At 36.2% G+C, this 14,963-nt stretch carries 14 protein-coding genes, 1 tRNA gene and 3 pseudogenes; 3 read left to right on the top strand and 15 right to left on the bottom strand.

Going from position 1 to position 14,963, the window contains the following annotated elements; all coding sequences use genetic code 11:
- The 6 genes and pseudogenes from OZD70_RS06125 to OZD70_RS03315 all read right to left on the bottom strand — a co-directional run.
- Positions 1 to 319: pseudogene (locus tag OZD70_RS06125) on the bottom strand (IS110 family transposase); the annotation flags it as partial.
- A gap of 324 nt (positions 320 to 643) precedes the next feature.
- On the bottom strand, positions 644 to 1,030 hold the full coding sequence (locus OZD70_RS03335; RefSeq protein ID WP_182183442.1) for a holo-[acyl-carrier-protein] synthase: 387 nt from the start codon (positions 1,028 to 1,030) through the stop codon (positions 644 to 646).
- Positions 1,027 to 2,295: a proline--tRNA ligase gene (gene proS, locus OZD70_RS03330; RefSeq protein ID WP_275020879.1), complete on the bottom strand. Its 1,269-nt coding sequence runs from the start codon at positions 2,293 to 2,295 to the stop codon at positions 1,027 to 1,029. Before proS ends, OZD70_RS03335 begins: the two co-directional genes overlap by 4 nt.
- Positions 2,296 to 2,432: 137 nt before the next feature.
- The gene (locus OZD70_RS03325; protein ID WP_275020877.1) at positions 2,433 to 3,119 is read right to left on the bottom strand and encodes a hypothetical protein; all 687 of its coding nucleotides are present in this window, start codon (positions 3,117 to 3,119) and stop codon (positions 2,433 to 2,435) included.
- 6 nt (positions 3,120 to 3,125) lie between these two features.
- Entirely contained in the window at positions 3,126 to 3,728 is a 603-nt protein-coding gene (locus OZD70_RS03320) for a hypothetical protein (protein ID WP_275020874.1), read from the bottom strand.
- A gap of 172 nt (positions 3,729 to 3,900) precedes the next feature.
- On the bottom strand, positions 3,901 to 5,067 hold the full coding sequence (locus OZD70_RS03315) for an aspartate kinase (protein WP_275020872.1): 1,167 nt from the start codon (positions 5,065 to 5,067) through the stop codon (positions 3,901 to 3,903).
- 183 nt (positions 5,068 to 5,250) lie between these two features.
- Here OZD70_RS03315 and recJ point away from each other — a divergent pair, with 183 nt between their 5' ends.
- Positions 5,251 to 6,990, top strand: coding sequence for a single-stranded-DNA-specific exonuclease RecJ (gene recJ / locus OZD70_RS03310; RefSeq protein WP_275020870.1), 1,740 nt, complete (start codon positions 5,251 to 5,253; stop codon positions 6,988 to 6,990).
- A gap of 18 nt (positions 6,991 to 7,008) precedes the next feature.
- On the opposite strand, the gene OZD70_RS03305 is transcribed toward recJ, so the two are convergent.
- The 4 genes from OZD70_RS03305 to OZD70_RS03290 form a co-directional block, all read right to left on the bottom strand.
- Positions 7,009 to 8,181 (bottom strand): NADH-quinone oxidoreductase subunit D, encoded by a 1,173-nt coding sequence (locus OZD70_RS03305; protein WP_275020868.1) that lies wholly within the window; start codon positions 8,179 to 8,181, stop codon positions 7,009 to 7,011.
- A gap of 529 nt (positions 8,182 to 8,710) precedes the next feature.
- Positions 8,711 to 8,827 carry a WPE palindromic element domain-containing protein gene (locus OZD70_RS03300; RefSeq protein WP_275020866.1) on the bottom strand — a complete coding sequence of 39 codons (117 nt, stop codon included), beginning with the start codon at positions 8,825 to 8,827 and terminating at the stop codon, positions 8,711 to 8,713.
- A gap of 345 nt (positions 8,828 to 9,172) precedes the next feature.
- Positions 9,173 to 9,853, bottom strand: coding sequence for a ribulose-phosphate 3-epimerase (rpe, locus tag OZD70_RS03295; protein ID WP_182183454.1), 681 nt, complete (start codon positions 9,851 to 9,853; stop codon positions 9,173 to 9,175).
- 117 nt (positions 9,854 to 9,970) lie between these two features.
- Entirely contained in the window at positions 9,971 to 10,399 is a 429-nt protein-coding gene (locus OZD70_RS03290; protein WP_182183456.1) for a zinc-ribbon domain-containing protein, read from the bottom strand.
- 73 nt (positions 10,400 to 10,472) lie between these two features.
- On the opposite strand from OZD70_RS03290, the gene dapD reads away from it, so the two are divergent.
- Entirely contained in the window at positions 10,473 to 11,303 is an 831-nt protein-coding gene (dapD, locus tag OZD70_RS03285; RefSeq protein ID WP_275020863.1) for a 2,3,4,5-tetrahydropyridine-2,6-dicarboxylate N-succinyltransferase, read from the top strand.
- Between the two features lie 6 nt (positions 11,304 to 11,309).
- On the opposite strand, the gene OZD70_RS03280 is transcribed toward dapD, so the two are convergent.
- Positions 11,310 to 11,594: a DUF2610 domain-containing protein gene (locus tag OZD70_RS03280; RefSeq protein ID WP_007549418.1), complete on the bottom strand. Its 285-nt coding sequence runs from the start codon at positions 11,592 to 11,594 to the stop codon at positions 11,310 to 11,312.
- A complete protein-coding gene (locus tag OZD70_RS03275) occupies positions 11,595 to 11,966 on the bottom strand; it encodes a hypothetical protein (protein WP_410543792.1) in 372 nt (123 codons plus the stop codon). It lies immediately after the preceding gene.
- Positions 11,967 to 12,067: 101 nt separating this feature from the next.
- Between OZD70_RS03275 and OZD70_RS03270 the strand changes: the two genes are divergently transcribed.
- Complete coding sequence (locus tag OZD70_RS03270; RefSeq protein WP_182183461.1) at positions 12,068 to 13,111, top strand: class I SAM-dependent methyltransferase; 1,044 nt, start codon at positions 12,068 to 12,070, stop codon at positions 13,109 to 13,111.
- Between the two features lie 117 nt (positions 13,112 to 13,228).
- Here the strand turns inward: OZD70_RS03270 and OZD70_RS03265 are convergent.
- The 3 genes and pseudogenes from OZD70_RS03265 to OZD70_RS03255 all read right to left on the bottom strand — a co-directional run bounded on the left by OZD70_RS03265 (position 13,229) and on the right by OZD70_RS03255 (position 14,848).
- A tRNA-Ser gene (locus OZD70_RS03265) sits at positions 13,229 to 13,315 on the bottom strand.
- Between the two features lie 31 nt (positions 13,316 to 13,346).
- A pseudogene (locus tag OZD70_RS03260) lies at positions 13,347 to 13,832 on the bottom strand (DUF2163 domain-containing protein); the annotation flags it as partial.
- 54 nt (positions 13,833 to 13,886) lie between these two features.
- Positions 13,887 to 14,848, bottom strand: a pseudogene (locus tag OZD70_RS03255) (IS5 family transposase).
- Positions 14,849 to 14,963: the final 115 nt, after the last annotated feature.

Below are 14,963 nucleotides of genomic sequence, written 5' to 3'. Positions count from 1 at the left end.
AAAATCTAGCTATCATAGCTGCATCTGATTTATCTGTCTTATTTCTGAGCAGCTCACTTTTGCCAAAAGCTTTCTGGATTTACTATACTGACATTATGTCCTAAATCGTGCATAAAAGTAGCCAAATCTTCTCCATACCAACTAGTTGCTTCAAGACATAAATGAGTAAGATTTGCTCCATGGCCATTGCACCAAACTACAAGTTTTGCAAAACCATCTTGATTATTTTGAAAGACTTTGTGTCGTTTTTTACTCTCCACTAACAAACATCAAATTTCTTTTTTGAAATATCCACACCCAAAATAGCATTTACTTGCATAAAATTGCCTCCAAGACTATAAATAAACTGAGAGTTTAGACTAACCTTGTAATACGGGATATAATTCCAAAAGATACTGTTCTGTCTTTAACTCTATGGGAGGCAAGCAAAATCTGGGATTCGGCCTTAATGGCATTAGTGTCGCATCAGCTTCACCCTTCCTGTGAGGTATTTTAGCTCTAATGCTTCACATCATAAAGATACAAGTGTCAGCTACTCGGATGACAAAGGAGGACAGTGTCAAACACTGACCATTTGCTGTGCAGTTTACCTTTAAAAATGAATGTTCGTACAGTTGTGCATAGGATGACAAAAGAGTAAACTTTATCTGTGTGAGCTACAGATGCAAATTACAACAAATGCAGTAGCGTAATCTCCATCGTCACTTAAAGAAAGGTGAATCTTGTAGTCCTTTGAGATGAAATCCTTTCTGACAGCAATATATGGCTTTCCTTTTACACCACTGTATATTTCTATATCTTTCATTATAATGCCCTGGCTAAATCCAGTACCTCGTGCTTTAACAAAAGCTTCTTTTGCTGCAAAGCGTTTGGCAAAATACCTTGCTCGCATTTCTTGACTATTATACTTTCTACTTAGCTCTATTTCTTTTTCAGTGTAGATTCTATTGAGAAATTTTCCCCCGTATTTTTGTAATATTCCCAATACTCTTGGTATATATACTATGTCAGTGCCGATACCGCGTATCATTTTGTGCTAAAGCGATTTATTGCTTCCTCAATCTGCATTTCTTTTACCTCTCCAGTTGCTCTATTTTTTACTTCAACTATGTTTTCACTTACTGCTTTCTTTCCAACAATTATTTGCCACGGCAAGCCTATCAGATCCATTCTGGCAAATTTTACTCCTACACTTCCTTCCGTATCATCGTAAAGCACTTCATCGCTTTTCAAAGCTTTGTATATTTTATCTGCAGCCTCCGTTACTTTCGTTTGTAAATTGATTAAACCAATTCTGAAAGGAGCTACCGCTTCTGGCCAGATAATTCCCTTATCATCATGAAAAGCTTCTATTATTGCACCGACAAGCCTTGAAACCCCAATGCCATACGAACCCATATGCATGTTGACATTTTTTCCATCTTGAGAAGTAACACTTGCCTTCATAGGCTTTGAGTATTTGTTGCCAAAATAAAAAATATGCCCTATTTCAATACCTTTACTAACATTTAACTGTTCTTGCGGCACAAGGCAAGTTTTAGGGTCGTGCATATCATCTGCAACTGCATATATATTTTTCAAACTTCCAACATCTTCACTTTCTAGTAGTTCAGAAAATTTATTGTCATAATATAAAGTGCTCTCACCAGTGTTTGCCAATATATGGAACTCGTGGCTCAAATTTCCTCCAATTGGCCTAGTGGCCGCTCTCACTCCAATTGGAGTAAGCCCCATGCGTTTGAAGATTTTTATGTAAGTTTTGTACATCAAATTATATGAATTCAGTGCACCTTCGTAATCTACATCAAAACTGTATGCATCCTTCATCAGAAATTCCCTACCCCTCATAACACCATAACGTGGTCTTACCTCATCACGGAATTTCCACTGGATATGATACAAACAAAGTGGCAAATCTTTGTAGCTTCTTACCGTATCTCTAATTAAGTCAGTTGCTACCTCCTCCTGCGTTGGCCCGAAAAGCATATCGCTCCCATGCCTATCCTTAATGTGCAGCATCTCTTTGCCGTAATCATCGTAACGGCCTGATTCTCGCCAGAGACTTGCCGGCTGCACACAAGGCATTAATACTTCAATAACGCCAGACTTGTTCATTTCATCTCTGATGATGTTTTCAATGTTTTTAAGCACTAAAAGACCAAGCGGTAACCATGAATAAATGCCAGACGCTGTTTGCTTGATTAAGCCTGCACGTAAAGAATATTGATGGGAGATAATTTTAGCATGGGTAGGCTTTTCCTTTAGAGTTGGCAGGTAATATTTGGATAAACGCATATAATAGACCTGATTGTATTAAGTAATCTTAATACAATCAGACCTGTAGGTAAACTTATTTTGAAAAAGAAGGGAAGTGTGTGGTACTTCCCTTGATAATTTTATGACCGCTGTGGTCCTATTACTTTTAGTGAAGATTACACTCTACTATTCACTGGATCCACATTATTCACTTTTGTTACAGAAGGTTCCTCTTGTAAACTAGCAGGTACCTGTGGCTTCTCTGTCTCTGACTCAAAATTCAACGGGGATGAGGATTTAGACCCATAAGCGCTATCAGGAGTTTTGCTTCTTTCTCCATTGCTTAGTTGGGAATTTAAAGGCTTATTGGTGTAATTGCTCACTTCCTCATCAGAATCTATTTCATGGGCGGCATCTATAGATGCATCTGCTTGGGCAGGGGCAAAACTTTGCTTATCCTGTTCCTTGTTTTCATTATCACTCCAACCACCCGAGTTAGACAGCTTATCTCCACTACCTGCCCAGTCACTAGAATGATCACTTTCACTACCCCTTGGTGCCATTTTGTTCAGAAGCACCTTGTATGGATTATCATTATGACTCTCTCTTATCTCTTTTGTCTCTTTTAGCACTTTTTCAACTCTCGCATAATACTCTTCTTCTTGCATTTTTTGCTTGTTATTGTCATTTGACAATGTTGCGTTCAACTTATCTTGATTAACAGATTTTTCTTGTGGTACTTGAGATGCAGTATGGCTGGATTCTTTTCCAGGCTTAGGTTGAGCGTCAATTCTTTTCAAGGTAAAACTACGTTCTCTTATCTGTTTAAAAGCTTTCTCTCCTTCTGACAATTTTGCGTTCAACTCATCTTACCCAACAGACTTTTCTTGTGGTACTTGAGATGCAGTATGGCCGGATTCTTTTCCAGACTTATTTGGAACAGGAGGAGGTGATGGTGGTACATTGGCACTTGTGTTTGTTTGTGCACCAAGCGTTACTGGAGGTGATTCAGGATCAAGCACAGATTCTTTTATCATATCTTTCATTGGCTGTCCCTCTCCAGTGTTAGTCTGGTCTTCTGGGGTGCCCACTTCATCAATTTGCCAATTGCTAGCTTTTTTTGCTATAGGAATACCAGCTCCCATTAGGATGTTATCATTCTTAGTACATATATTCACATTACCCGAGCCCGAGTCCGAGATTGTAAGATTAAGAGAGAGATTATTACTTGAAGGAGGCACACTTGATTTATCCTCCATTTCTGTCTGTGGAGAAACGGCAAGTTTAATAAAATATGCTACTGAAGCCAGTGCAATAACCGCAGAAACAGTAAAAATTGCTAAGGGAACTGCTTCAATTGCACCAGAACCAGAAACTGCCGCAATAACATAAGGAAGATGTATATAAATTGCAACGGCAGATGCACACAATGATAAAGCAGCAATCGAAACTTTAAGATTAGATGTAGACATTTTTCACCTCATTGGTCAATACAATATTAATAATAACTAGATTATCAACAGTGTCAACAATTAATTATGAAAAATAAAGTCACAATTTGAATAGATAAGCTATAAGTAATATACAACCTTCCTGGTAGGCCCAAATTGCAATGTTCGTACAGTTGTAGACGTTGAGCCTATCCTAGTGTTGCATATCAAGCTCATACTCAGTATGTAAATCTTTGACCAAAGCTACAACATATTCTTTTTGAACAATTATACTGATTTTGATTTCGGATGTTGTGATAGCAAGTATTTCTATCTTTTTTTTGCTTAAAACCTTGAGTGTGCGGTGCATCACTTCAGTATTAGACATAATACCAATTCCAATTATTGAAATTTTAGCTACATTGTCGTTTATAGCATAATTTTCATTCTTATTCAGTAACTTTTCCATTAAATCAATATCAAATTTGGAGATAACAAAACTTGACCCATGTATCATATCAATTTTAACGTTTGCCTCTACTATATCTCTTAAAGTACGCAAGTTATTTGCAAGGTTAGTGAAAGTTACAAGAGCTTCATTAGTGCTATAAGCTATTCCAGTAATTAAGTATCTCTCTAGTACATCCCTTTTGTGTAGTACTGTGGTGCCTTCTACTTCTTTAAAAGTGGATAGCACTTGCACTTTAATGTTATGCTTCATTGCAAGTTGTACTGAACGATTATGCAGTATTTTAGCACCAGATGACGACATTTCCAACATTTCATCGTAAGAGATAAATTTAAGCTTGCGTGCCTTTGGAACAATTCTCGGGTCTACTGTATATATTCCATCAATATCAGTAAAAATTTCGCAAGTTCTAACACCAAAGGCTACCGTGAAGGCAACTGCTGATATATCAGAGCCTCCTCTTCCAAAAGTAGTGATTCTATCATCATTTATACCCTGAAAACCAGCGATGATCGCAGCAGTATAACCCTCAGCAAAAGATCTTTTCACACGGTCAATCTTTATTGTTTTTATTTTAGACTCAGAATAAAAATCATCAGTTACAATTGGTAACTGCCAGGCAAGCCACGATTTAGCATTAACTCCGATCGATTGGAGAGTGATAGCTAATAGACCGCAAGAAATTTGTTCTCCTGCTGAAAGCATAACGTCATACTCTGATAACTCTTGTCTGCAACTTAAATTTGAGATTTGCCTAGCCTGAAAAGCCATTTGGTCAGTAAATCCTGCAACAGCAGATACAACAACGATTACATTACAACCTTTCTCAATATCGTTTTTTATCAAATTTGCAACTCGGTTTAAATCAGTTAGCGAAGTCCCACCAAATTTTTTTATGATTATTTTGTCCATAGTTACAATATAACTCTCTTCTAAAGAAAAATATAGTTTTTGTAGAGATAGATGTACAGTTCCAGAGTGTGATGGTATTTTTTCTCACATTTTATCATACCATCACACTCTGGAACTGTGCATCTAATACAATTATAGAACAAGTTTAAAAGTTCTGGTAAAGTAGTTTTATTTACAAAGAATATGCTACTTGAAATTGAAAAGCGCAGCATAACAAATGCATTGTGGAAGTTGCAAGAAGCAGATCAAAGGGAAATCTTAACTCTTATACAGAAATTTGAGTTGCCAGAAGTACTAGCAAGAATATTGGTTACTCGTGGTGTTAACATAGAAAATGCGAGCGACTTCTTATATCCACTAATCAGATCGCTATTACCAGATCCCTTTCACCTTTTTGATATGGATAAAGCTGTTTCTCGTATAATACGGGCAATAAAAAATAATGAAAAAATTGCAATATTTGGTGACTATGATGTTGATGGTGCAACGTCGTCAGCATTGATTAACAGGTACCTGAGAGCAATCGATATACACTCTATAGTCTACATTCCAGATCGTGTTGATGAGGGCTATGGATTAAACACAGATGCTTTATTACAACTTAAAAAAAACGGGATCGATTTATGTATTTCCGTTGATTGCGGTACGCTTGCATATCAACCAATAGAAGATGCAAAGGTCTTTGGTCTTGATATTATAGTTGTCGATCATCATCTTGGTACGGAAAAGTTACCAAGCGCCATAGCAGTTGTTAACCCAAACCGCCTTGATGAAAGCTCTCCTTATACTAACCTTGCAGCAGTTGGAGTGTCATTTTTGCTGATTATTGCTCTTAATAAAAGCCTATGTGAGCAAGGATCTTTTACCAACAAAAAAGAACCAGATTTATTTAATCTGCTGGATTTAGTTGCCCTTGGAACCGTTTGCGATGTTATGCAGATTACAGACCTCAATAGAGCATTTGTCTCACAAGGATTAAAAGTTATGTCAGCAAGAAAAAACGTTGGCTTGCGTGTTTTATTTGATGCTTTGGGGATCCTTGAAAAACCAAGTGTTTCACAATTAGGGTTTAGTATTGGGCCATGCATAAATGCTGGAGGAAGAATTGGAGAAGCATCACTCGGTGCAAGGTTGCTTTCCACCGATGATGATGAAGAGGCACATTCAATCGCGCTAAAATTAATAGATTTGAATAATACAAGGAAAGTGTTAGAAAATGAGGCTCTTTTGGAAGCTACAGCACAAGCGGAAAAATTTGCCCAATTAGGTGTAAATTTTATAATGGTAAGCGGCAACTGGCACCAGGGAATAATTGGTATAATTGCATCAAGGCTAAAGGAGCAGTTTCACTTACCAACAATAGTGATGTCTTTAAACAATGGAATAGGAAAAGCAAGCTGTAGATCAATTTTGGGAGTTGATATCGGTGCTGCAGTCCTTTCCGCAAAGTTTACAAATTTAATTATTGAAGGTGGTGGTCATAGTATGGCGGCAGGATTTTCAATTAAAGAAGACAAAATAAATGATTTGCATGATTTTTTTACTGAAAGATTTTCAAACTCTATAAATGAGAAAACTTTGAAAGCTGATAGTATAGTAACTGCTAAAGCAATAAACTTATCTCTGTGGAATGAGCTGCAACGCTTGGGACCATTTGGAGTTGGGAATCCTGAACCAAGGTTTATCATTCAGGGAGCAAAGATAAGAAAGCCTGAAGTTATAGGAGTTGATCATATAAAATGTTTTATTGCTGATGATAATGTTATGGTAAGAGCTATTGCATTTCGCTCTGCAAATACTCACCTTGGCTCTGCTATCATGCAGGGTAATGTTAAAGCCATTTTGGGTAAAATCTCTATGAATTACTGGAATGGCAATGAATTTGTACAATTTTTAATAGAAGATGTATTGACCATTAGTTGAGTTACTATCTTACAATAATTACCTATCAATCTCACCAAAAACTATATCGAGTGAGCCAATAATTGCTGCAATGTCGGCAAGCATGTGTCCTTTTGCCATAAAATCCAAAGCTTGTAAATGTGCAAAGCCAGGTGCTCTTATTCGGCATCTATAAGGTCTATTGGTACCATCTGAAACTATATACACTCCAAACTCACCTTTTGGTGCCTCAACAGCTGTGTAAGCTTCACCTTTTGGTACGTGATATCCTTCTGAGTAAAGTTTAAAATGGTGAATCAGAGCTTCCATAGATTTTTTCATCTCTGCTCTTGGCGGTGGAGAAATTTTTCTATCTTCAGTTTTTATTGGGCCTCCAGGCATTTTCTCTATACACTGCTTCACCAAGCTAACAGACTGCCTAATCTCTGCCATTCTAACTAGATAACGGTCATAACAATCGCCATTTTGGCCAATAGGTATATCAAAATCTAGCTGATCATATATTTCATATGGCTGGCTTTTTCGCAAATCCCAAGCAAGCCCAGCCGCGCGCAACATTGGGCCACTAAAGCCCCAATCAAGTGCCTGTTTAATTGATATTTCACTAATTCCTACAGTGCGTTGCTTCCATATCCTATTTTCTGTTAAAAGTTCATCAACATCGTCTATATACTTTGGAAATTGCTCTATAAACTTTGCAATATCCTCAATCAAGCCTTCTGGAACATCTGCTGCAACTCCACCTGGTCTGATGTAAGCTGCGTGAAACCTTGCACCTGAAGCTCTTTCGTAAAATTCCAGTATTTTTTCTCTTTCTTCAAAGAGCCATAAAAGAGGAGTCATTGCTCCAACATCAAGCGCTTGAGAAGAAACGTTCAGTAAATGATTTAGTATTCTCGTCAGTTCACAAAACAAGACACGTAAATACTTTGCCCTAATCGGAATTTCGCATTGCAACAATTTCTCTACACATAGTGAATACGCATGCTCTTGTGACATTGGTGACACATAATCAAGACGATCAAAATAAGGCAAAGCTTGAAGATATGTTTTGTACTCTATTAATTTTTCAGTACCGCGATGCAAAAGCCCAATATGAGGATCAGCTCTCTCAACCACTTCGCCGTCCATCTCTAAAACAAGGCGCAACACTCCATGTGCAGCTGGGTGCTGAGGGCCAAAATTTAACATCATTGTCTTTAGATCGGGCATGTTTGGCAGTTTAAGATATTGAAATTGTATAGGCTAAAGTGCGCTCAAAGTCAATAGACTTCTTGCATAGGCTACAACTGTCATTCAATAGAAACAAAAACTTACTTGACAAACTCCGCCAGCCTCCTTATCATGGTACTGAAGGTATTCAGTTGTCTTCATCTGTGCAGATTAAACAGCAAGAAAACAACGTAGTTGGCGTCTTATTTTTAAGTTTTTGCACTATGTGCACTTTATGTCTTCACAATATTTCTAGGTTTTTACCTATATAAGCTGAAACGCGCTTATAAGTCGTTTAAGACAGTATAGTACGCCAATTTGCAGGATTAGAGAGTAACAACTAGCTAACACGGGATTTCTTTTGCCTTTTTTTCTGCTTAGTAAATTTCTTAAACATTTAAACTAAGGTGAGTTGCATTTAAAAGCAGCTAAATTGCAGTGTTTAAGACTTAAAAACGCCAATACTGAAAATAGACAATGACCAGGGTTTCTTTTGCCTTTTTTTTCATTTGGTAAATTTCTTAATGTTTTAGCTAAAAGAGCCCAAGAGAGGTGTCATTCCAGTGCTTGGCACTGGAATCCAGCTTTTGATCGAAAATGTTGTATAGTACATAATCAATTTTTCTGGATCCCAGTGTCTGGGCACTGGGATGACATCATAGAGGCGCTGGCCCTGACAATCGTCATCCCGCAGCGGGATCTCTTGTTAGCGGATGAGATACCGCGAATGAATCGCGGTATGACGGTTCGTGGTGGTATGACGGTTCGTGGCGGAATGACGGTTAAGTAGGGTGTCATTCCAGTCTGGAATCCAGAAATTTTGCTTATAACTGAGCTGATGAGCTAAGGGTTTACGCTAAAACAAACGTTTTTAATTAAGTTGCATAGGACCAGTGTCTGGGCACTGCTCCACTGGTGGTCCAAACTACAACGTTCGTACAGCTATGGAATGAATCGCAGTATGACGTAGGGCTGCACTAGCTATATAGGATTACCACGATGGATTTTTAAGATCGTTTATGGCCTTCTTAATATCTTCAGCCTTGAATATTGCCGATCCCGCAACTAAAATATCAGCACCTGCTTTTATTATATCAGCTGCGTTAGAAAAGTTAATTCCACCATCTACTGAAATTTGTGTTTTAAGATTACGCTCCTGTATCATTTTTTTTATAGTAGATATCTTGTTCAACTGTGAATGAATAAATTCCTGCCCTCCAAAGCCAGGGTTGACTGTCACAATCAGCACAATATCTAGCTCATGTATTATGTATTCAAGCACACTTGGGGAAGTTGAAGGAACAATTGAGACTCCAGCTTGAATCGGGTTTTTTGCGTCGCTTACATTTTTGTATGACTTTATCTTTCTTATCAACCTCTCAAGGTGTATCTCTGCTTCTGCATGTACAGTGATAATATCAGCACCAGCATTTATAAAGCTTTCAATGTGGTTACCAGGAGATTTGACCATTAAATGCACATCAAAAGGAAGATTGCTATATTTACGTATTGCAGAGACAACGCTAGGACCAATTGTAATATTTGAGACGAAATTCCCATCCATAACGTCTATGTGTATGTAATCCACACCTAAATCGCTAATTTTTCTTACTTCTTCTCCTAATTTTGCAAAGTCTGCTGAAAGTATAGAAGGTGCAATTTTAATACTCATGAGCTGTTCTTTACTAAAAGATAACTTATTTTTAAAACTCTGTCACCCTAATACTGTTTGCATCATCTGAGTAGCTATAGGAACTGAATACCAATACCGGCGATGGTTTATGCCTATTTAACTAGATCTTAAATTAGATAAAAAAAGGTAGTCTTGATAAAACTTATTTACAACAAGTTTTTTCACATTTGGATTTTCTGTTTGTTCTTTTTTGTATCCTAATTTATAGCTTATTGAATCCTTATATGAACTGATCGTTTTGTATGCTTTGTTCATCTCTCTAGGAAAGATGCCATTAGCAATTACGACGCATAACCCTGTAGCTGTCGCAAAAGCTAGAGTGGTAAATGCTAGACTCTGTAAAAAATTCCTTCCACTAATTTTTTTTTCCTGTATATTAGCAGAGTGCGATTTGCTTGATGCTTCTTCTAGATGTTCATGCCATATATGATTGCAGTTCGTACACTTTACCTTTCTTCCAAATGGACCAATTTGCTCAGAAGATACTAAGTAAGTTTTAGTACAACTATTACATTGTATTTTCATAGCACTTACATATAAAGTAGTAACAAGCTCAAATGATAGAGAACTATAAATTTAATATTAATATATATAACAAATGGAAGGTTTGCAACTAAAAAAAATACAAAGTGAGATAGAAAATATTTGGAAAAATAGAGAAAAATTTAATGACTGTAACCTAAAGGAAACAGCAAGAATAGCAATTAAAGAGGTAATTGAGCTCCTTGATAGTGGCAAAATTAGAGTAGCAGAAAAGCTATCAAGTGGAGAATGGTTAGTACATAAGTGGATAAAGCAGGCAATATTATTACATTTTCTCACTGAAGAAAACAAAATAATAGATAATACCAATTGCTGGTTTGACAAGATCGGTAACAAATTTAGTGAATGGAATGAGGAGAAATTTTGCCAGTTAAAAATTAGAGCAGTTCCTGGGTGTTTTGTCCGCCGATCTGCTTATATAGGTACAAATGTTGTTCTAATGCCAAGTTTTATCAACGTTGGTGCATATGTTGATTCAGGAACAATGATAGATACCTGGTCAACGATTGGTAGCTGTGCGCAAATAGGAAAAAACTGCCATATTTCCGGTGGAGTGGGAATAGGTGGAGTCCTTGAGCCTATTCAAGCTTCACCTGTCATTATAGAAAATAATTGCTTTATTGGAGCACGTAGCGAGGTAGCCGAGGGTGTGGTAGTTAGAGAAGGATCAGTCCTTGGCATGGGTGTGTTTATTGGAGCATCAACAAAGATTATTGATAGAGAAACTAGCGAGGTGTTTTATGGCGAAGTGCCACCTTGTTCTGTATTGGTACCAGGGTCTATTCCATCTAAAAATAACATTTCAACCTATTGTGCAGTCATAGTAAAAAAAGTGGATGAAAAGACAAGATCAAAAACCTCTATAAATGAAATATTGAGAGATTAAACTATCTCACTGCTTGTCGTCACTTTTTTTATCATTATTACTAACCACAGTAATGGCATACGCACATAACTCTGAGAAAGAGACTCCATTTTCTTGAGATAGTTTATATAATTTTTGTAGACTTTCTTTTACTTTGTTAGGAATATTCCCTCCACGTTCTTTTACAAGCCAGGAATCTTGATGATGAATTGGATGAGCATCACTTTTTGGATTTCCTATATATATTGCAAAAGGTGAACTTTGTCCTTTGAAGTCACATTGTACAGTAAATTTTTTTATAGATTCAGCCATCTAAAGACCTCTACTTTTCTTTTTGGTCGATTTTATAGCAGGTGGAAGAGGTGGTTTCTTTATAAAATCTTGTCTATTGACAACACTTTCTTTACCTTCCAAAGCTCGGCGAACATCAGCTCTGCTTAATTGCGACTCTTTTGCTACCTTCATTCCATGCTTTGCCATAATATTAGCATATGCTAGTACTTTTTTTACCAATGCTAGATCACCATCTAGCATTTGAACTAGCACTTGAAACACTTCCGCTAAAGTTAGTCCATCAGCATTTATAACCTTGTTTTCTATAAAATTGACAGCTTCTTCAAATTTGTATTCAATATTATCATCTTGAGGTATAAGGGCAACATAATCGGTGTTTTTGTTGTCCATAACTGAAGCACTATTACTCACAAACTTAAGTTTATACTATATATATAAATACTCTACTATTTTATATTATGGCACGCTATAGTTAAACATTTATTAATAACATGCTCACTTATATACACGAATTAATTGACAAAAGTCAAGGATCAATATCCATCAGTGATTTCATGAATGCCGTTTTGTACCATGAAAGATACGGCTACTATACGAGTAGATTACCACTTGGTAAGGATGGTGATTTTACTACTGCACCTGAGATCAGCCAATTATTTGGTGAAGTAATTGCAGTTTGGATAATGCATACATGGGAAAAATTAGGAAAGCCATCAAAATTTTCTCTAGTTGAACTTGGGCCAGGCAAAGGAACACTCATTCACGATATAATAAGAGTCACTAAAAAATACAGCAGCTTTTTTAATTCAATGTTGATCCACTTAGTTGAAATAAGCCCTACTTTACGGAAGATACAAAAGGAAAAATTAAAAGGCTTAGGTGTTAATTGGCACAAAGATATTGACAACCTACCAGAACAACCAACCATTTTTTTAGCAAATGAGTTCTTTGACGCTCTTCCGATAGATCAGTTTATTTACCGCGATGGGCAGTGGTACGAAAATAGGGTAACAAAACAAGATGATGGAGTGTCATTCCAGTGCTTGGCACTGAAATCCAGAAAGAAAGAATCATGGGTTCCAGTATTAGCGACTCAGACGACAAATGGAAAACTTTTTAATGGTGCAGTGGTGGAAATATGTTCAACTGGGGTTGAAATATTAAAAAAACTTGAGAAGAAGATACATAATAATAAAGGAGCTGCTTTGATTATAGATTACGGTTATGTATACCCCGCATATAAGAGCACTTTGCAATCGATAAAACAACATAAGTATGCTAATTTTCTTGAGAATGTTGGTAATAGCGATATTACTGCACTTGTAAACTTTCAAGTATTAAAAGATTCATTAAAACACGTAGATTGCGAGATTTTAACTCAAAGAGAATTTTTATATCTTTTTGGCATAAAAGAAAGAACCCAGGCTTTAATGAAAAGCGCAAGCGATGAACAAAAGAATAGGATCTTTAGTGAATTCTTAAGGTTGACTGAAAATATGGGCACTCTTTTTAAAGCAATGCTATTGATAGTATAGCTAAAATAATTTATGTTATTGGGAATGTTGTAACAAAATTAGGTATATTAGTACATACCTAAGTGGAGTAAAAGGAGGCTGACATAGCGGGTTTTATACTATTCTAGAAGTGATATACGGAAAAGGGGGGATTCGAACCCCCGACATGTTTTCATATGTGCACGCTTTCCAAGCGTGTGCTTTAGACCACTCAGCCACCTTTCCATGCATATTCATAATATTGAAAATTGTGCTGCTAAACAATATAAAAACCTGGTATATAGGGTTCACCACGAAAATTTACAGTATTGTTAAACTTGCTTCTACAAGTTGGAAATGTTTTATCGCAACCTGCGAGTATTGAATATTTATCTCCAGCAAAAATTTGGTATGAAGGCGAAGTAAACAATGTAACCACTCTATTTTTATATTCTTTTACTATACCTTCAAACGCTGTTGAGCCAAAGAATTTCACTACTCCGTGCTTATAATATTCATCACTCTCAGTTAAATTCATGTCTTCAAATCTTCTTTCGTCTATTACTTTAGTGATTGTACTTATTTTACTAAATTTTTTGGTATCGGCTTTACATTTATCATCGCAAAATTGCGCTCTGCATGCAGGAGAGTATAATTCTGCTATGCTTCTCTCAAGCTTTGCTGAGAGCCCTCTAAATTCAACAATAAATCTTCCACTACTTAATGTCACTTTACCAAAAGTTCCTGAATGTAGATTCATTGTCCCCTGGGTGGCTTTGTTGCATAGCTACTTGCATTAATATTTTATATAAAAAATTTAAGCAGCTGTTTCAAACTTTGGCATACCAATTTCAGTAAATCTATTAATTAAATAGCACTTAATTAATAGCTCTTTTTCACGATTCATTTCAGACTTATTTTTTAAACTAAATCCAAATGTTTTTTTGAGCCTAAAGAAAAAGCCCTCAATATGTGATCTTAAGCCATATTTCATCACCATTTTCCATTCTTTTACACCATCTTCATAGTTTTTGTAAGATTGTATAACCTTAACATTGTTGTTTCTTTCTGATAAATAATCCACCTTTTCACGGACTGTTGCATTCTTTATGGGTCGGATTATAGGTTTAATATTAAGTTCTTTACAAATCTTATATACATTTCTTCCGTCATAAGATGCATCTGCACGAATAGATGAAATGCCATACTTGCCGTCCATTTCTTCAAGCATACTACATGCTAATATACTGTCACGTAAAGTTGAATTGGTATACTTAATGGCTATTACTTTTTTGCTTTCTATATTTAAAGCAGCATGTAATTTTCTTACTTGATCTGCTCTATTATACTTTCTTGTTTTGACATTATCTTTGTTATGCTGATCACTATTACTATAGATACTGATTACTGTGCTATCCATAGCAATTTCAATATTTTCTACATCATCTCTATTCACTCTATAATCATTGATCTTCATATTGAGCTTACTTAGTCTTCTAGAAGACTGGGAATAGCTAATGACTTCCAAATCCTTTTCTATCTTTTTTAGATATCCTTTTACAAAACCTACTGCCTGCCTTAAACCTATCCTAAACAGTGAACTATTATATGTATTAAAATCACGGCCTTATCACTATAAACATTGTTGCCGCCAGACACTTTTGGACTGTTTTCATACCAATTGTCTATTGCTTCATCAATAAAGTGAAAAACATTTCCTCTTTTTTCAAGAAATTCGTTATATTCTCCTTGGTTACTTACTCTCATTTTTTGTGGCATAAACTATATTTCTTTCAAAATGCTTACTTTACAACAAAATCTGTTAGTAACTCATATTTTAAAAGGCTTTTTCCCTTTCTAAAATATTCTTGCTATGCAACAAAGCCACCCTGGG

Source organism: Wolbachia endosymbiont of Drosophila tsacasi, assembly GCF_028982115.1.
Classification (GTDB): Bacteria; Pseudomonadota; Alphaproteobacteria; order Rickettsiales; family Anaplasmataceae; genus Wolbachia; species Wolbachia pipientis_B.
This window is presented reverse-complemented; position numbering and strand designations above follow the sequence as displayed.